The organism is Aeromonas intestinalis (assembly GCF_054052485.1).
Genome location: NZ_JBSTYK010000002.1, coordinates 372,957 through 389,940, shown reverse-complemented (window position 1 = coordinate 389,940; position 16,984 = coordinate 372,957). Strand labels below are relative to the sequence as shown.

The following is a 16,984-nucleotide window of genomic DNA, read 5'->3' as shown; positions in this document are numbered from 1 at the left end:
AACCGCTCGGGGGTGAGTGCGCTCACCCCCTTTTTGTCTCGCGAGTCCGTCACATCGGCGCCTTTTGCCCGCGGGATGCGGGCTGCAGGACCCATCCTTGTCAGGAAGCGGCGTCCTCCACCCAATATGCAGTAGCTTTTGCGCCGCCAACCCCTTTAAACTTGCGCAATGGACCCCGGCGACTCGCTGTTTGACAAGGACTCCCTCTCCCCATGCAACCTCACTGGCTGCTGAAGTTTGATCTGCATCGTCTCATCCTGGCCCTGGCGGTATTGGGTGTTCTCGCAACCTTCGGCAATAGTTTCTACGCCATCTATCAGGCCCAGCGGCAGCTGTTGATCGCCAATACCCTGGAATCCAACCGCGTCTATGCGACCAAGCTGGCGACCTCGGCCGACAACATGCTCAAGTCGGCGCAGGGGCAGCTGGCCTACAGCGCCCAGTTGCTGGCACCACTGCTGCAAGCCAACGACGGTGAGGCCCTGGATATCGAGGTGGATCGCCTGCGCCAGCAGACCAGCACCTTCAACTCCGTGGTGATCGTCAATCCCGAGGGGGTCATCGTCGCCGTCTCTCCCGAGACGCTGCAGGTGAAGGGCGCCAAGCTCAGATCCCCGGCGGCGCTGAAAGCCATCGAGAGCCAGCAGCCGCAGATCACGGATCCCTTCGTCTCCCTGACCGGCAACTATCTCATCAGCCTCTCCTACCCGGTGTTTTCCGCCGACAATGTCTACCTGGGCTATGTCGCCGGCACCATCTATCTGCAATCCACCAGCGTGCTCTCCAACCTGCTGGGCCAGCACTACTACCAGGATGGCTCCTACCTCTACGTGGTGGATCGGGAGAAGACCCTGATCTACCACCCGGATCCGGCCCGGATCGGCCAGAAGATCACCGGCAACCGGGTCGTGAATAGCGTTCTCGGGGGCAGCACCGGCACTCAGGAGGTGGTCGATTCCCGTGGCGTCGATATGCTGAGCGGCTTTGCCCCCGTCTCCAGCACGGGCTGGGGCGTAGTGGCCCAGCGGCCCCGCAACGCCACCCTGGCGGGGCTGAACGATCAGATGTCAGGGGTGTTGATGCAGATGGTGCCCACCACGGCCCTCATCCTCTTCATCATCTGGCTCTCGGCCACCTTCATCTCCCGCCCCCTGCGCCAGCTGGCCAATCGGGCCAGCCTGATGGATCAGCAAGGGGCCTTCTCCCATATCTCCGGCATCCGCGCCTGGTACTTCGAGGCGGCCCAGCTGAAACAGGCCATTCTCAAGGGGCTCGGCTTGCTCAATACCAAGATCGACAAGCTGCACAATGACAGCCACACCGATCCCATGACCGGCCTGTTCAACCGGCGTGCCATCCAGAGACTGCTGGATGAATATCTGATGGATCCCAAGCCCCTGTGCGTCATCGCCCTCGATATCGATCACTTCAAGAAGATCAACGACGGCTTCGGCCACGATGTCGGGGATGAGGTGATCATTGCCCTGGCCGCCCTGATGCAGCAGGAGGTCAGATCCGATGCGGCACTCTGTCGCAGCGGCGGTGAAGAGTTCCTGCTGCTGCTGCCAAGCGTCACCCTGGCCCAGGCCCAGGGGGTCGCCGAGCGGCTGCGGCTGAAGGTCGCCAGCCATGAGATGCCGACGGCGGGGAGCATCACCATCTCCCTTGGCGTCGCCCATTGGCCCGGCCACGGCAGCCACGATCTGGATGCCGTGCTCAAGCAGGCCGATCAGGCCCTCTATGAAGCCAAACACCGGGGCCGCAACTGCGTGGTGATCGCCGAGTGAACGGACAATGGCAATGAATGGCAGCGATATGTATCGCCCCTTCACCGTTTTATGGTGATAGAGAAAAAATGATTGCCATCTGACAGCATAAACGCCGCATGAAGCGCGCCAAAGGCAGATAAAAAAAGCCCCCGACCATGTGTCGGGGGCACTGTTTTGCCGGTGTCGCTTACTGGTTGACGGCCAGCCGGGTGCGCGATGCCTCGCTCGGGGTGACCAGCACGGGGATGGACTTGGAGGTGGGGGTGAAGGAGCCCTCCCCGATGCTGTCGATGGCTACCAGGGGGTTGGTCTCCGGGTAGTAGGCGGCGATGTTGCCCCGCGGGATCTCGTAGAAGATCACGCTAAAACCGCTCACCTTGCGCTCGCGGCCGTCGTTGCAGATGGCGCTCATGTCCACCGACTGCTCCTCGGCGAGCCCCAGCAGGCGAGCATCCTCCTCGTTCATGAACACCACGTTGCGTCGCCCCTTGATGCCGCGATAGCGATCGTCCATGCCATAAATCGTGGTGTTGTACTGATCGTGGGAGCGCAGGCTCTGCAGCAGCAGGACCGGCTCCCCCACCATCTCTTCTGCGTGACGGGTGCACTCCGGCAGGATGGAGTCCGGCAACCGGCTCGCACGAAACTCGGCGCGCCCGCTCGGAGTGTTCCAGCGCAGCAGGGCGGCGCTGTTGTCCAGGTGGAAGCCGCAGGGTTCCTCGATGCGGCGATTGAAGTCATCGAATCCGGCGATGGTCTGGGCGATCAGATCCCGCAGCACGGCGTAATCGTCCCGCAGGGCGAGCCAGTCCAGCGGCTCGCTGCCCAGGGTGGCCTCGGCCATGCGCGCGACGATGTCGATCTCGGACAGGCAGAGGGGAGAGACCGGCTCATTCATGCCGGTGGAGGCGTGCACCATGCTGAAGGTGTCCTCCACCGTGATCTTCTGGATGCCGGCCCGCTGCACATCCAGCTCGGTGCGACCGAGACAGGGCAGGATCAGCGCGTCTTGCGTGACCATCAAATGGCTGCGGTTGAGCTTGGTGCTGATCTGCACGTTGAGCTCGCTCCGGCGCAGCGCCTCGTAGGTGAAATCCGTGTCCGGCGCGGCGGCGGCCAGGTTGCCACCCAGACAGACCAGCATCTTGCTCTTGCCGGCGTGCAGGGCCTTGAGCGCCTCATAGACGTTGTGGCCCGGCGTGCGCTTGAGCCCTACCGGGAAGCGGCGCTCCAGCCGGTCAATGAAGGCCGCGTTGGGTTTTTCGTTGATCCCCATGGTGCGGTTGCCCTGCACGTTGCTGTGGCCGCGCACCGGGCACAGACCCGCCCCCGGCTTGCCGAGCTGGCCGCACATCAGGTGCAGGTTGACTATCTCGCGAATGGTATCGACCGAGTGCTTGTGCTGGGTGATCCCCATGGCCCAGCAGCTGATCACGCTCTCGCTTCTGGCGAAGATCATGGCCGCCTGGGTGATCTCGTCGCGACCAAGGCCTGACTGGGCCTCGATCTGTGACCAATCGGTGGCCTTCACCTCGGCCACATAGTGATCAAAGTTCGCCGTGTGCTGCTCGATAAAGGCGAGATCGAGGCGCCCGCCTTCCTCTTCCAGCACGTATTTGGCCATGCCGCGGATAGCCGCCATGTCGCCGCCAAGCTTGGGGGTGAGGTATTGATGGCTGATGCGGGTGGCGGCCGGGGTCAGCAGCTCCGCCGGACTCTGGGGGCTGGCGAAGCGCTCTAACGCCACCTCTTTCAAGTTGTTGAAGGAGACAATCTGGCAACCCTGACGTGCCGCCTTGCGCAGGGCGTTCATCATGCGCGGGTGGTTGGTACCCGGGTTCTGGCCGAACACGAAGATGGCCTTGGCGGCGTCGAAGTCCTCCAGCACCACTGTGCCCTTGCCTACCCCGACGGACTGGATGAGCCCCACCCCGCTCGCCTCGTGACACATGTTGGAGCAATCGGGGAAGTTGTTGGTGCCATAGAGGCGGCCAAACAGCTGATAAAGATAGGAGGCCTCGTTGCTGGCGCGGCCCGAGGTGTAGAACTCCACCTCATCCGGGCTCGAGAGGCCCTTGAGTTTGTCCGCGATGATCCGAAATGCCTCGTCCCAGCTCACCGGCTCGTAGTGATCGCTTGCCGGGTTGTAGCGCAGGGGTTCGGTCAGCCGCCCCTGATACTCCAACCAGTAATCGCTCTGAGTGGCTAGGCGGCGCACCGAATGCTCGGCGAAGAAGTCCGCCCCCACCGTCTTGCCGGTGGACTCCCAGGCCACCGCCTTGGCGCCGTTCTCGCAGAACTGGAAGGCCCCCTGCTTGTTGTCTCCCCAGGCGCAACCCGGACAGTCGAAGCCGTCGGTCTGGTTGACCCGCAGCAGATTCTTGATGTTCTGGCGGGTCTTCTGGCTGCGCAGCACCTGTCTGAAGGTGGATTGCAGGGAGGAAAAACCGCCGGCCTTCGCCGGTTTCTCAATATGGCTGGACATTGCGTTCTCCGATCTGATCCCAGGCGGTGTAATAGACAGGCGCGTCGGATCTGGGCACGTGGATAAGGTTCAGGTGGTATTTCAAGGCCAGTCGCACGGCGAGCTGGCTGGGGGAGGCAAGGCTGATGAGGTGCGCGGCACCATATTGCACCGCCTTGTGAATGAGTTCGCTGCCGCAGCGGCTGGTGATGACCAGGGTGTCGCTGCGCGCGGGCTGGCGCAGCTGCATGCCGATGAGCTTGTCCAGCGCATTGTGGCGGCCGATGTCTTCCCGGCAGGCCTGGATCTCCCCCTCGGCCCCGAGCGCCAGCGCGGCATGCAGCGCTCCGCTCTGACGCGCCTTGTTCTGCCAGGGAATGATGCGATCACGCAGGTCGAGCAGGCGATCGGCCGCAGGGGGCATGCAGGGGGACAAGGGAGCCAAGGCCGGCAGCGCATGTTCGATGGCCTCCACCCCGCAGATGCCGCAACCGCTCACCCCGGTGAGACGGCGCTTGCGACGGCTCAGCTCGGCGAGACAGCGATTGGCGATGGTGACATCCAGCACCATGCCCTGCTCCGAGGGGATAAGTTGCATATCATGCACATCATGATTGCCTCTGATGATCCCCTCCCCATAGAGAAAACCGATGGCAAAGTCGTCGAGATCATCCGGGGTCGCCATCATGACGGCATGGCTGATGCCATTGATATTGATGGCGATGGCGGCCTCTTCCACCAGTTCATCCATCCTGGGCAACCACGAGTTGTGAAGGTCCATGCGAAGCGCTTATAAAATGTATTCGGCCCTCAAGTTTAGATAACCCTGCACATCAAAACCAATGAAACAAATCTATAACCCAATAGAACAAGGCTATTGCCGCCGGCTCATTGATTGATTAAATTTGTCACCCCGTGTCGTTCACCTCAGCCAGCCTTCCAATGAATATCAAGCAGTTGCGCTATTTCTACGAACTCGCCCAGCACCGTCACTTCGCCAAGGCGGCCAAGGCCTGTTTCATCACCCAGCCCACCCTGTCGGCCAGCATCACGGCGCTGGAGAAATCCCTCGGCACCGAACTGGTGGTGCGCAACAGCCAATTCGTGGGCCTCACCCAGGCGGGCGAGGTCGTGCTGCGCCATGCCGAACGCATGCTGCAAGAGCAGGATGCCATGCACCAGGAGCTCAGCCTGTTTGACGGCGAGCTTTCCGGCACCTTGCGCATCGGCATGGTGCCCCAGTCTGGCATCGACATCATGCCCCTGCTCAAGCGCTTCCACGAGGCCTACCCCAGGGTCGGTTTACGCCTGTCGGTGGTGACCCACGGCGCCCTGCTGGAGCAACTGGAGCTGCACCAGATCGATCTGGGGCTGGGTTTTGACGAACTGCTCACCGACCACCAGCGCCGCACCCTGGCGGTGCAGCAGCCTCACCCCAACCCCATGGCGGTGCTGGGCCCCTTGCCCGGGCATGATGAGCGACCTCAGAACGCCCCCCTGCAACTGGCCGACTTGCAGGATATCCCCCTGATCCTGCCAAGCGGCACCATGCAGTTTCGCCGCTACTTCGATGAGGCCGCCGCCCGCCAGCAACTGAGTTTCAGGGTGGTGCTGGAGACCGATTCCCTGTTCCACCTGGCCAATGGGGTGAGTCACGGGCTCGGTTGCGCCGTGGTCAGTGCCAGCATCGCCACCACCGCCCAGCGGTTGTTCCAACTGCCATGGCGACCCCTGACAGACGCGGCGGCCGGCACTACCGCCTTCATCACCCGCAAACACAGCGTCACCCCCGCCATGCGCGCCTTTCTCGCCCTCCCCCAGGCCTGAGCAGCCATCCCACAAGGCTCTCACCTGCCGCGCCCTTCCTGATCTGGTGCGAATTTGCGTCATCAGGCGGACACGCTGGCGCCGCCTTGTCAGCAGCGAACAGAGAACTGATGGGCCAGACGAGGATAAGGGCAGAGAAGAGGCGGTGGGACCGGGGAGAAAAGAGGAGAGAAAAAACAAGAAGGCGGCCCGACAGCCGCCTGCTTGCTCATCGCCTCGGCTTATTTAGCCGGGCACAGCGCGGGATCGAAGACGGTCTTCCAATCCCGTTTCATGTCGACCAGGGTCCAGCCGTATTTGGGCGCCTCGGTCAATCCCTTTACCAGGGTGCCGCTGCTGGGGGGATGGCTGTCATAGGCATACTCCCGCTTCTCGTCCGTGTGGTGCACCAGCAGGCCGAAGGTCTTGAACTCCGGGTTGGTCGAGGTGTACTGCAACATGGGTACGTCACCGTCGCTGTTGCCAAAGGCCCCCACCGGACGCTGCCCCATGAACAGATGGATGGCCGCAGGCTTGGCCGCCCCATCATCCAGATAGGCGCCCTTCATGGTCTTCATGATGGAGGCGCCATCCTTCGAGAGGGAGAACTCCCCGAGGGCGAAGGAGCCGACCACTTGCTCGGGGGGAATGCCGTACATCTGCTCGGCAAACACCCGCATGAAGTCGATGCCGCCACCGGAGACGATCCAGGTCTTGAAGCCATTGGCCCGCAAATAGGCGAGCAGTTGCACCATGGGCTGGTAACCCAGCTGATCATAGTGACAGCCAAAGCGTGGGTGCTTGCTGGTATCGAGCCAGGTACGTACCCGCTTGGCATATTCATCCGCACTCATGCCGCTGTGGGTCAGGGTCATCAGCTTCACCAGCCCCTCCTTGCCCGCCTTGGCAAGGCCGGCCAGATCGTTGGCCAGGACCAGTTTGACGATGGGGTCCTGCTTCCATTCCGGGTGCTCGGGGGCCAGACGCTTGATCTCGTCGACGGCAAATTGCAGCTGGAACGTCAGGGGCGCCTCGCCCCAGAGGGTGCCGTCGTTGTCAAAGACCACGTTGCGCTTGTTCACTGGGATGAAGGTGGTGCTGCCAGCCTGGGTGGCACCGGCGACCCAGGCCTCAATCGCCTGCTTGGGAGCGGTGTCCTGCCAGGCCGAGAGCGGATCGGCCGCCTGCGCACTGACTCCCCAACTGGCACCGGCCAGCATGGCCACAATTAACGGGGTGAGTTTCATCTATTTCTCCTTGTTCACCGGGAGCAATCCCGGCAGTGGGACAGGTGTCCAGAAGCGTTTCAGGGCCTCACGGGCAAAGCACCAGCCTCGCAAGAGCGAGTGACGGGCAAAATAGGCGGCCCCAGCCAGCAGGAGGATGAGCACCAGGCCAATGGCATAGGGTTTCCAATGGGCCAGTGACGAGGCGCGCAGCACGGCCTCCCCACCGGCGGCGCGCGGGGCTCCGACCTTGTATTCGGCGTCGGGCAGGCTCTCCTGCTGCCATTGCTGCTGCTCGCTGTTCCACCATCTCAGGGTCAGGGGGGGCAGCCTCACCGTGCCCGCCGTGGTCGGCATGTAGCGCAGCCGCTCCTCACGCTGACCCCCCATGAAGTCGCCGCGACCGCTGTCCAGCAGGCGGTTGACCGGAGCCAGACGCTGACTCTCCTGACCCGGGATGGCATAAAGCAGTTGCGGGATCTGGGACGGTACCGCCCCTTCGGCCTGCACCGTCACCTGACGCTCGATCACATCCCCCACGTGCAGATCCTCGCCCTCCCCGGTGTGATAGGTCACCACCTTACCGGTCAGGGTGACCTTGCTCGCGGGCAGGAAGCGATCCGGCTGGGTGACATCGGGGGGCCAGGCCACGTCATGTTCGATGGCGGGCAGTTGCACCGTGTGGGGCGGCTGCCCCGGTGATGTCAGCGTGATCTCCAGGGCGGGGAAGACCAGCTTCCCCGCGTCCCAGGCAGAGACCAGCCGCTCCAGACGCACGCCGCTCCAGCTCTTTCCGTCGGCCTGACGAGTCAGCAGCTGATTGGGCAGCGGAGTGGTGAGCAGAGCCCCGTTCTTGACCTCCTGGGTGGGCCAGCTGGGGGGCGGGTTGAACCAGGAGTCGGTCCAGAAGGTCACCGCGAGGCGCAGAGGCTGACCCGGCGCCACCTGGGCCGGGGCCACCAGTTCACGGGTGATGTTCACCTCGCTGTGGCCGGGCAAGCTTATCAGCAACAGCAACCACCAGAGTCGTCTCATTGAGCCTCCTGCGTATCGGCTTGGTAGAGGTTGTGCAGCAGTATCGATGGAGAGACCTGCAGATTGTCATACCACTGATTGACCTGAGGGTCGGCGCTGCCGCCGGGCTGGATATCCTGCTGATCCGCCCCTTCCCCTTTTTTCAGATCATGCTTGATCTCATCGGGGTCGTAATTGGCCTCATCCCCCTGTGAGCCCTCCTGGTCTCGCTCCTGTTTGCGCAGCTGCATGATGATGTCGGCTATCCTGGCTCGGTTGGTCAGGGCCAGATCCCAACCGGGACGAAGGCTCAGGGCCTGATCGTAACTGACGAGCGCCTGCTGCCAGGATTTTTGCTGGGCATAGCTGTTGCCAAGCCACACCAGAGACTCCGGCGTTGCCTTTGCCTGGCGAAACGCCGTGACTGCCGCCACGTAATCCCCACCCTGGTAGCTCGCGATTCCCCGCCACAGGGGATCCTCGAAGTGGCTGGCCGCCTGTTCGTAATCCTGATGCGAGAAGGCGTACTGACCCTGCTGATCCGGTGTCACCCACCAGTCCAGCAAGGCGGCCTGTCCGGGCTCGGAATAGGTGCCGAGGGAGAGCGCCAGCATGGCGAGGCAGAGCAGCTGCCTGCGCCAAAAGAGCAGCAACACCAGCATGGGGATCACCAGCAGATAGCCGCCATCCTTCCATTTGAGCTCTTCGCGGGCATCGTTTTGGGCCTGGATGGCATGCTGAATATGATCCGCCACCGCCGCCAGATCGTCATCATCAACGCTGGCCAGCGTCACCGGCACGCCATCGTCTCGCAGCGCACTGAATCGGCCGACGTCGAGCCGGGTATCGAGTCCCTTGCTCTCATATTTGGCCGGCAGATTGCCACCGCGCTCGGTGCCCACCACCCAGACCTGGACCGGCAGGGGGAAGGCCGCCAGCGACTTCGCCTCCTCCGCGGTCAAATGATCGGCCACCACCAGCACGCTCGGAGCCTCATCGGGGGTAGTCGGCAGGTTGCGGGTCGCCAGCGTCAGCGCCTGTGCCAGTGCCGAACCCTCACCCTCGGGCATGAGGGCAGGCTCCTGGGCACCCAGAAACAGGGAGAAGAAATCGGGATCCTGGGTCAGCGGCACCGCCAGGTGCGCCGAACTGTCATAGGCAATCAGCCCAAAACGGGTGCCAGGCGAGCGTTCGACCAGCGCCGCCAGCTTGTGCTGCATGCGCTGATGGCGGCTGGGCGCCACATCCTGGGCATACATGGTCAGGTCCTGTTGCAGTACCACCATGACACTGCCCTGGGGCGAGAGGGCCGCGGGGACTTCCCGCTGCCAGCTGGGGCCGGAGAGCGCCAGCACCCCGATCCCGCACAGCCAGGGCAGCAGTTGCAACAGGGGGCGGGATTTGCCGACCACCAGCGCCTCGGCCACCCGCTTGTCCATCAACTGATACCAGGCGCTGCGTGGCTGGCGTACCACAAACCAGAGGCCGATGCAGAACACGAGTCCCAGCAGATGCCAGGGATGGATAAAGTGAAAGTCGCTCATGCCGCCCTCCCCCTGAGGTAACGCCCACCCGTAATGAGGAGCAGAAGCAGCAGGGCCAGCAACAAAGGCCACTGGAACAGCGCTTGGTGCCAGGACCAGCCAAGGGTGCGAACCTGCACCGGCGTCAGGGCGTCGATATCCTGCCAGACGCTGTCAAGGGCCGCGCCGCTGCGGGCGGCCTGCCAGCTCTTGCCGCCGGTCATCTCGGCAATGGTCTTGAGCAAGGCGAGATCCACCTTGTCATCCCCGCTCTGCTCATTGCCAAAGGCGATGGTGTGGATCTGAACCTGATGGGCGGCGGCGAGCTTGGCGGCCACCTCAGGGGTGAGCTGGGATGCGGTGTCATTGCCATCGGTCAGCAGAATGGCCAGCTTGCTGCTCCCGTGCTGCGCCTTGTCCAGCAGTTTCACAGCCACCCCGATGGCATCGCCGATGGCCGTCTGTTCGCCGATCATGGCCGGTGCCAGCTGGGCGATGCGGGCCTGCAGCGCCCCCTTGTCTTCACTGAGGGGGGCGAAGGGGTAGGCTCCGTTGGCGAAGATCACCAGACCAATTCGGTCCTGCTTGCGCGCCGTGACAAATTTGGCCACCGAATCCTGCATGGCCTTGAGGCGGGTCTCCCCCCCCGGCAGATCGTTCTTCCCCATCGAGCCCGAGACATCGAGCACCAGCACGATGTCGCGCATCGGTTTGACGATCTGCTGGGGCGGAGTCAGCAGCTCCGGCCGTGCCAGAGCGCATACCAGGAGCAGCCAGAGCACCCAGAACAGCAGACGTTGCCAGGGCCCGCTCCTCTGTTGTTCTGCCTTCAGATCCAGCGTGTTGACGAGATGAGGCAAGAAGGGCACTCGCACATAGTCGGCCATGGGGCGCGCCGGTGGCAGCAAGAAGCGGCTGACGAGGGGGAGCAAGATGAGCAACCAGGCCCAGGGCCAGGCGAAATCGAAACGGGACAGCCAGTCAGACATGGGGCAAGGTCTCCAGCCAGGTGGCGAGTTGGGCGGCCAAGCGGGCGTTCTGCTCGGGAGTCAGCCGGTTGTCGGGGCGGCAATAACGCTCGCACAAAAGCGTGCGGGAGGTTTCGTCAAGGGGCACCGCCTGCAACAAGGCGTCCGGGGTCACGGCCTGCGCCACCTCCTTGCGGGGACGATGAACCAGGCTTATCTGCTTGATGAGGGTGAGCCAGGCGTCCGCGTCCTGCAGCGTGTTCAACTGCGACTGTGCCTCCCGGCGCCAGCGATTGCGCCGCCAGTGGGCAAGGCGGGCGATCGCCATACCGGCGGCGAGCAGCAGTAACAGAGTCGCCAGCCATGTCCAGCCGGGAGCCGATGGCCACCAGGAGAAGCCCGCCGGCAGTGCGGGGTCAAGCAACGCCGGCACGGTAAAGCCTTTCTCGAGCATTCAACCTCCCTTCTGCAACTGGCGGACCGGATCCTGATGGGTAAGGATGTGGTGAACCCTGACCCCCAACCGGGTGAGGCGCTGCTCCTGCGCGGCCAGCCGCTGGGTGATGGCCTGCTGGATCTCGCGATTCATCTGGGAGGAGAAGGAGAAGCTCGCTTCGCTGCCCTGATAACGGGCGCTCACCGACCCTTGCGTGGGCAGGCGAAGGTGGAGATCGTCATAGACGACGAAGGCGTGCATGTCGCAGCGTCGCCGCAACCCGGCCAGGATGGCTTCGCTGCGGGCGTCCAGGTCGTGAAAGTCACTGATGATGGCGAGCCAGGCCCCCGGGGGGATCAGGCCGTGCACACGCTGCAACACTTCGGCCAGACTCAGCGAACCCGCAGGCTCTGCCGGATAGGCCTGCGTCAACGACTGGTTGAAGCGGCCCAGATCCTCCAGTATTCGTCCGAGGTTCTGCTTGGCAGAGCGACAGGGATGAACGGCCAGCGCCTCATCGTTGAAGGTCACCCCTCCCAGCCGGTCGCTGTCGTGCCAGCTTCGCCAGGCATAGAGCCCGGCTATCATGGCCGCCGTCACCGACTTGGTATGGCCGCGCGTGGTGAAGTACATGTCGAGGCGTTGATCGGTCAGCAGAAAGACCGGGCGCTCCCGCTCCTCGTTATAGAGCCGGATCCAGGGGGTGCGCAGCCGGGCGGTGGCTTGCCAGTCGATGAGCCGCACGTCATCCCCCGCCTGATAGCGCCGCAACCCTTCGAAGTTGAGGCCTCGCCCCTGCTGGCGGGACACCCGCTCCCCCGCCATGGCGCCGAGGGAGATGCGCTCGGGATCATTTCTGAGCAGACGGGCTTCCCCCGCCAGCGCCATCAGCCCGGCGTTATCGATGCTCAGCCGCGTCTCCATCAGGCGACCAGGGTATCGAGCAGAGTCTGGATGGCGTCGTCGGCACTGACCCCATCGGCATTGGCCTGATAGCTCATCATCAGGCGATGGCGCAGCACGGCGTGGGCGATGCCCTTGATGTCTTCGGGTAGAACGCTATCCCGGCCGGCCAGCCAGGCACTGGCGCGGCCACAGCGCTCCAGGGCCAGGGTGCCACGGGGGCTGACCCCGAGGGCAATGTAGCCGGCCAGCTCATCGCTCACCCCTTGCGGATGGCGGGTCATGCCCACCAGGTTGAGGATGTACTGCTCCACGGCCGGGGCGACATGAACGCGGGAGATCTCCTGCCAGCAGCTCAGCAGATCCTCCTGGGAGAGCAGGGCGGCGCTGTGGTCAGTCGTGCTGCTTGTGTCCTTTTCCTGGCTGTATTTGTGCTGCTGTTCCTCCCTGACCAGTTGCATCATCTGCTGCTCATGCTCTTTGGAGGGATAATCCACCAGCACCTTCATCAGGAAGCGGTCCAGCTGGGCCTCCGGCAATGGCCAGGTCCCCTCCTGATCCACCGGGTTCTGGGTCGCCAGCACCATGAAGAGGCTGGGGAGTGGCCAGCTTTTGCCAGCAACGGTGACATGACGCTCTTCCATCGCCTCCAGCAAGGCGGACTGGACCCGCGCCGAGGCCCGGTTTATCTCATCGGCGAGGATGATGTTGCCAAATACCGGCCCCTGGCGGAACCGGAACTGATCCTCTGGCGAGGTGGCATTCTGCTGGTATATCTCGCTGCCGGTGATATCCGATGGCAGCAGATCCGGGGTGAACTGTATCCGGCTGTAATCCCCCTCGATCTGGCTGGCAAGGGCCCGTACCGCACGGGTCTTGGCAAGGCCGGGCAGCCCCTCCAGCAAGACGTGGCCATCACAGAGCAGCGCGATGATCAGCATCCTGACCAAGGCCTCCTGCCCGAGCACCTGTTCATTCATTCGTTGTTCAAGCCGTTGCAGTTTTTCCCTGTTGTTCATGCGTGCTCTCCTGGCTGGTTCTGCAAGATAGTAGCAATTCCCACCACTATGGGCTGGGCATAGTCAAAGAAGGCCTTGATGCCCGGGCACAGATAGTTGAGACCGAGCTCACCATCCGGCGCGCGCACTATCCGGTTCTTCGGGCACTCTCCCCAGCACAGCTTGAGATAGGGACAGGCCTTGCAGCAGGCGGGCAAGGTCTCTTTCTTGCCAAATCCGAAGGCCTGCTGGCGCTCGGAAAATGCCATGTGCGACAACCTTTGTATTGACATATTACCTAATTGGTACTCGGGGTAAACATAGTGATCACAGGAAAAAACATCGCCGTTTTTCTCCACCGCCAATCCCTTGCCGCAAAACTCGGAGGTGACGCAGATCTGGGCGGGCATCCCCAGGGTCTGGGCCACCGCGGTCTCGAACAGGTTGACCTGCACCCGGCCCAGATCGTTGTTCACCCACTCCTCGAACACCGCGATGAGGAAGCGCCCCCAGTCATCGGGATCCACCGACCAGTCCGTCACGATGGAGTCCAGATCCCCCGGCTTGGCCCGGCGGCTCCCCGTCACCGGGATGCTGTCATCGTGCCAGAACTGGGGCGCCGTCTTGGTGAAATCCACCGGTTCAACACAGGGGTTGAACTGGATATAGGTGGCACCGAGCTCGCGGGTGAGAAAGCGATAGACCTCGAGGGGAAAGCGAGCGTTGGTGCGATTGACCGTGACCAGGGCATTGAAGGGCACCTGGAATTTCTTGAGCGCGGCTACCCCTTCCATCACCTTGTCGAAGGTGGGCTTGCCGCTGCGGGTCAGGCGGTATCTGTCGTGCAGTTCGCGCGGGCCGTCGATGGACAACCCCACTAAAAATTGATGTTCCTTCAGGAACGCAGCCCATTTGTCATCGATGAGGATGCCATTGGTTTGCAGATCGTTCTCGATGCGTTGACCCGCCTTTTTGTACTGCTGCTGTAACTTGACCACTTTATGGAAGAAATCCAGTCCCATCAGGGTGGGCTCCCCCCCCTGCCACGAGAAGACCACCTGCTCCCCGTCCTGGCTGTCGATGTACTGGCGGATAAAGTTTTCCAGCACCTCATCGCTCATGTGGCTATGGCGATCCTGGTGCAGCAGCCCCTCCTTGTGCAGATAGAAGCAGTAGGTGCAATCGATGTTGCAGGTAGATCCCGTGGGCTTGGCCATCACATGGAAGCGGCGCACCCAGGCAGGCCCCTTGCCGGCGTATTTCTCTGCTGAGGGGAGTGCGTTGACAGGCAGTGTGGTGCTGTGTTTCATCTTCTTTCCTCAAAACGGATGGGGTTTCCCCCATCCGAATACGTCGATAATCAGTGGTTCTTGGCACCTTGCTCGATCAGGGCGCTAACGTCGGAGACGGTGAAGCTGCCCGGTTTCTGGCGTGGCGGGAACTCCTTGAAGCTCTGGATCATCTCGGTGGCATACTTCTGCGCCCCACCCAGCAGGTAGAGACGGTCGTAAGCCCAGGTCTTGTAGCCCATGCCGTCCGAGCCTTTCTCCAGCGGATCCACTTCCAGATCGAAGATCATGGGCACCCGCAGCTTGGTGAAGGGGTATTGCCACACGTCAAATCCGCTGTGTTCCTGGATCATGAAGTGGGCCTTCCAGCGGCCGTAACGCATGGCCAGCAAGTCGCCATCATCACTCCAGTAGAAGAACTCCTTGCGCTTGTCTTCTCCCTTGCCCTTCAGGTAGTCGAGCTGGTTGTAGCCATCCAGATGCACCTTGTAGGTCATGGCCGGGGTCTTGTAGCCCTTGAGCAGTTTTTCCTTGATGTTCGGCTCACCGGCCGCCGCCACCAGGGTCGGGAACCAGTCATTGCTGCCGAAGATACCGTTGAGCTGGGTGCCCGGCTTGATGTGACCCGGCCACTTGATCATGGCGGGTACCCGGAAGCCCCCTTCCCAACCGGTGTTCTTCTCACCGCGGAACGGCGTGAAGCCCCCATCCGGCCAGGTGGCGGTCATGGGGCCGTTGTCCGTGGTGTAGACGACGATGGTGTTGTCTTCGATCCCCAGATCTTTGATCTTCTTCATCACTTCGCCGACGATGGCGTCATGTTCGACCATGCCGTCCGCATAATCACCGAGGCCCGTCTTGCCCTGGTGATCCGGCTTGATGTGGGTCTTGTTGTGCATGCGGGTGGTGTTGAACCAGGCGAAGAAGGGTTTCTTGGCCTTGACCTGACGCTCCATGAAGTCGTTGTTGGCCGCCAGGGTCTCCTCATCGACGGTCTCCATCCGCTTCTTGGTCAGCGGGCCGGTATCTTCAATCTTGCCGTCGGCGCTGCTCTTGATGACGCCACGCGGGCCGAACTGCTTGCGGAAGGCAGGATCTTTCGGGTAATCCACGTTCTCCGGCTCTTCCTCCGCGTTCAGGTGGTAGAGGTTGCCGAGGAACTCATCGAACCCGTGAGCGGTGGGCAGGAACTCGTCCCGATCCCCCAGGTGGTTCTTGCCGAACTGGCCGGTGGCATAACCCAGTTGCTTGAGCACGGTGGCGAGGGTGGGATCCTCTTTCTGGATCCCCTGCGGGGCCCCCGGCATGCCCACCTTGCTCAGGCCGGTACGAAACGGCATCTGACCGGTGATGAAGGAGGAGCGACCCGCGGTGGAGCTTTGCTCGGCGTAGTAGGAGGTAAACTTGGCCCCTTCTGCGGCGATCTTGTCGATGTTCGGGGTCTGGTAGCCCAGCATGCCCTGATTGTAGGTACTCAGGTTCCCGTAACCGATATCATCGCCGAAGATGACCACTATGTTGGGCTTGCCTTTCTGTTGCTCCGCCGCCGTGGTCGCGGCCTGGGCCGAAACCGCGGTCGCGCCGAGCGCCAAGGCCAGCATACTGGCAACCAGAGTGCGTTTGGATGGAATATTATTCCGCATTGCAGTGACTCCATTGTGATGGTGGTAACTTAATGTCACTGGCAACTAGATAATAATCGGAAACCCCCGTCAAACTTTCACAACTTGTACCGATTGCTTAATGGGAGCTGAATATGTCAGGCGGGCAACTGGAATATATAAAAATATCACTGCCCCATCCGACCCTATTAATAAAGAAGACGGATAGGATTGCGACCTGAATAAGGGAAAACTTGCCCCTAGCCATTCATGGGACAAGTCCATCTGGTGGCAAACACGACACGACCAGCCGGGCGCAACGAGAAGATGCCCGCTTCATCCATGATTTTACCCCGTGACAGCCCCACAACTAATGCATTGATTTTATAAGATAAATTGCAGGGGCATATCGGTAGGCTGCCACCTGCCACACTTTCTTCATGCCATGTTCCGCCAGATAAAAACCTGACATATCATATGGTTAACAGCGCATACCGAACCCGCTCGCCGATGTCGACCCGGCGCCAGAATCGGTTCCCCCTCCCGGGTATCCATTCCCGGCCCTCCGTATTGACCATTATCTCTGGCAAGGCACAACGCGCATTTTGTTGACGCAACAAAAATTAATATCAGCCGCCATCGCAACATGACTTTATAACGTCCATACATACCGCAATGAAACCATTTTCATGGCGTGACAAAATCAAAAACAAAATATCAACCCTGTTTATAACCCCTCAATAAAAACGGTGAACCTGTCCAGATAAAATAATGACGGAGAAATAGATGGTGCTGATTCTTAATGGCTGAAATATGACAACAGGGCCCTATTTTTATCAAAATCTGAATGAGGTATGTCAATAACTGTCGTCACTCAGGAGAAGGATGACAGACAGCATCCAGACGGGAGGCGCTTCCATCGGTGCAGCCCGTCACTAAACCTGGATGCACGATGTAACCTGATGCTCACCGTCGGCAGTCAGGGGA

At 61.7% G+C, this 16,984-nt stretch carries 13 protein-coding genes; 2 read left to right on the top strand and 11 right to left on the bottom strand.

All coding sequences use genetic code 11. The features are described 5' to 3' along the window. The first annotated feature begins 212 nt into the window (after positions 1-212). The gene (locus ACW5W7_RS04015) at positions 213-1,787 is read left to right on the top strand and encodes a sensor domain-containing diguanylate cyclase (RefSeq protein WP_456500839.1); all 1,575 of its coding nucleotides are present in this window, start codon (positions 213-215) and stop codon (positions 1,785-1,787) included. A gap of 169 nt (positions 1,788-1,956) precedes the next feature. Here ACW5W7_RS04015 and ACW5W7_RS04010 read toward each other — a convergent pair whose 3' ends face one another. Both ACW5W7_RS04010 and ACW5W7_RS04005 read right to left on the bottom strand, forming a co-directional pair. Then, positions 1,957-4,254, bottom strand: coding sequence for an FdhF/YdeP family oxidoreductase (locus ACW5W7_RS04010; protein WP_456500838.1), 2,298 nt, complete (start codon positions 4,252-4,254; stop codon positions 1,957-1,959). Further along, positions 4,238-5,014, bottom strand: a complete 777-nt coding sequence (locus ACW5W7_RS04005; RefSeq protein WP_456500837.1) for a formate dehydrogenase accessory sulfurtransferase FdhD — start codon at positions 5,012-5,014, stop codon at positions 4,238-4,240. The genes ACW5W7_RS04010 and ACW5W7_RS04005 overlap by 17 nt, the downstream gene beginning before the upstream one ends. A 161-nt stretch (positions 5,015-5,175) precedes the next feature. On the opposite strand from ACW5W7_RS04005, the gene ACW5W7_RS04000 reads away from it, so the two are divergent. Beyond that, a complete protein-coding gene (locus ACW5W7_RS04000) occupies positions 5,176-6,060 on the top strand; it encodes a LysR family transcriptional regulator (protein ID WP_456500836.1) in 885 nt (294 codons plus the stop codon). A 221-nt stretch (positions 6,061-6,281) separates the two neighbouring features. Here ACW5W7_RS04000 and ACW5W7_RS03995 read toward each other — a convergent pair whose 3' ends face one another. The 9 genes from ACW5W7_RS03995 to ACW5W7_RS03955 are packed head-to-tail and all read right to left on the bottom strand — an operon-like array spanning position 6,282 to position 16,039. Continuing rightward, a complete protein-coding gene (locus tag ACW5W7_RS03995; protein WP_456500835.1) occupies positions 6,282-7,286 on the bottom strand; it encodes an HAD family hydrolase in 1,005 nt (334 codons plus the stop codon). Beyond that, entirely contained in the window at positions 7,287-8,300 is a 1,014-nt protein-coding gene (locus ACW5W7_RS03990; RefSeq protein ID WP_456500834.1) for an oxygen tolerance domain protein, read from the bottom strand. Beyond that, positions 8,297-9,823, bottom strand: coding sequence for a VWA domain-containing protein (locus ACW5W7_RS03985; RefSeq protein WP_456500833.1), 1,527 nt, complete (start codon positions 9,821-9,823; stop codon positions 8,297-8,299). Before ACW5W7_RS03985 ends, ACW5W7_RS03990 begins: the two co-directional genes overlap by 4 nt. Next, positions 9,820-10,791, bottom strand: a complete 972-nt coding sequence (locus ACW5W7_RS03980; RefSeq protein WP_349922130.1) for a VWA domain-containing protein — start codon at positions 10,789-10,791, stop codon at positions 9,820-9,822. The genes ACW5W7_RS03985 and ACW5W7_RS03980 overlap by 4 nt, the downstream gene beginning before the upstream one ends. Next, positions 10,784-11,224: a DUF4381 domain-containing protein gene (locus tag ACW5W7_RS03975; RefSeq protein ID WP_434667909.1), complete on the bottom strand. Its 441-nt coding sequence runs from the start codon at positions 11,222-11,224 to the stop codon at positions 10,784-10,786. Before ACW5W7_RS03975 ends, ACW5W7_RS03980 begins: the two co-directional genes overlap by 8 nt. Beyond that, positions 11,225-12,130, bottom strand: coding sequence for a DUF58 domain-containing protein (locus ACW5W7_RS03970; protein ID WP_434667906.1), 906 nt, complete (start codon positions 12,128-12,130; stop codon positions 11,225-11,227). After that, the gene (locus ACW5W7_RS03965) at positions 12,130-13,128 is read right to left on the bottom strand and encodes an AAA family ATPase (protein ID WP_434667903.1); all 999 of its coding nucleotides are present in this window, start codon (positions 13,126-13,128) and stop codon (positions 12,130-12,132) included. Before ACW5W7_RS03965 ends, ACW5W7_RS03970 begins: the two co-directional genes overlap by 1 nt. Then, entirely contained in the window at positions 13,125-14,417 is a 1,293-nt protein-coding gene (locus ACW5W7_RS03960) for an anaerobic sulfatase maturase (protein ID WP_456500832.1), read from the bottom strand. The genes ACW5W7_RS03965 and ACW5W7_RS03960 overlap by 4 nt, the downstream gene beginning before the upstream one ends. Before the next feature lie 50 nt (positions 14,418-14,467). Continuing rightward, entirely contained in the window at positions 14,468-16,039 is a 1,572-nt protein-coding gene (locus tag ACW5W7_RS03955; RefSeq protein ID WP_456500831.1) for an arylsulfatase, read from the bottom strand. Between the last annotated feature and the right edge of the window lie 945 nt (positions 16,040-16,984).

Bases quoted from the DNA above. Each gene is read 5' to 3' on its own strand.
- ACW5W7_RS04015 (WP_456500839.1), top strand. From the start codon at position 213: ATGCAACCTCACTGGCTGCTGAAGTTTGATCTGCATCGTCTCATCCTG.
- ACW5W7_RS04010 (WP_456500838.1), bottom strand. From the start codon at position 4,254: ATGTCCAGCCATATTGAGAAACCGGCGAAGGCCGGCGGTTTTTCCTCC.
- ACW5W7_RS04005 (WP_456500837.1), bottom strand. From the start codon at position 5,014: ATGGACCTTCACAACTCGTGGTTGCCCAGGATGGATGAACTGGTGGAA.
- ACW5W7_RS04000 (WP_456500836.1), top strand. From the start codon at position 5,176: ATGAATATCAAGCAGTTGCGCTATTTCTACGAACTCGCCCAGCACCGT.
- ACW5W7_RS03995 (WP_456500835.1), bottom strand. From the start codon at position 7,286: ATGAAACTCACCCCGTTAATTGTGGCCATGCTGGCCGGTGCCAGTTGG.
- ACW5W7_RS03990 (WP_456500834.1), bottom strand. From the start codon at position 8,300: ATGAGACGACTCTGGTGGTTGCTGTTGCTGATAAGCTTGCCCGGCCAC.
- ACW5W7_RS03985 (WP_456500833.1), bottom strand. From the start codon at position 9,823: ATGAGCGACTTTCACTTTATCCATCCCTGGCATCTGCTGGGACTCGTG.
- ACW5W7_RS03980 (WP_349922130.1), bottom strand. From the start codon at position 10,791: ATGTCTGACTGGCTGTCCCGTTTCGATTTCGCCTGGCCCTGGGCCTGG.
- ACW5W7_RS03975 (WP_434667909.1), bottom strand. From the start codon at position 11,224: ATGCTCGAGAAAGGCTTTACCGTGCCGGCGTTGCTTGACCCCGCACTG.
- ACW5W7_RS03970 (WP_434667906.1), bottom strand. From the start codon at position 12,130: ATGGAGACGCGGCTGAGCATCGATAACGCCGGGCTGATGGCGCTGGCG.
- ACW5W7_RS03965 (WP_434667903.1), bottom strand. From the start codon at position 13,128: ATGAACAACAGGGAAAAACTGCAACGGCTTGAACAACGAATGAATGAA.
- ACW5W7_RS03960 (WP_456500832.1), bottom strand. From the start codon at position 14,417: ATGAAACACAGCACCACACTGCCTGTCAACGCACTCCCCTCAGCAGAG.
- ACW5W7_RS03955 (WP_456500831.1), bottom strand. From the start codon at position 16,039: ATGCGGAATAATATTCCATCCAAACGCACTCTGGTTGCCAGTATGCTG.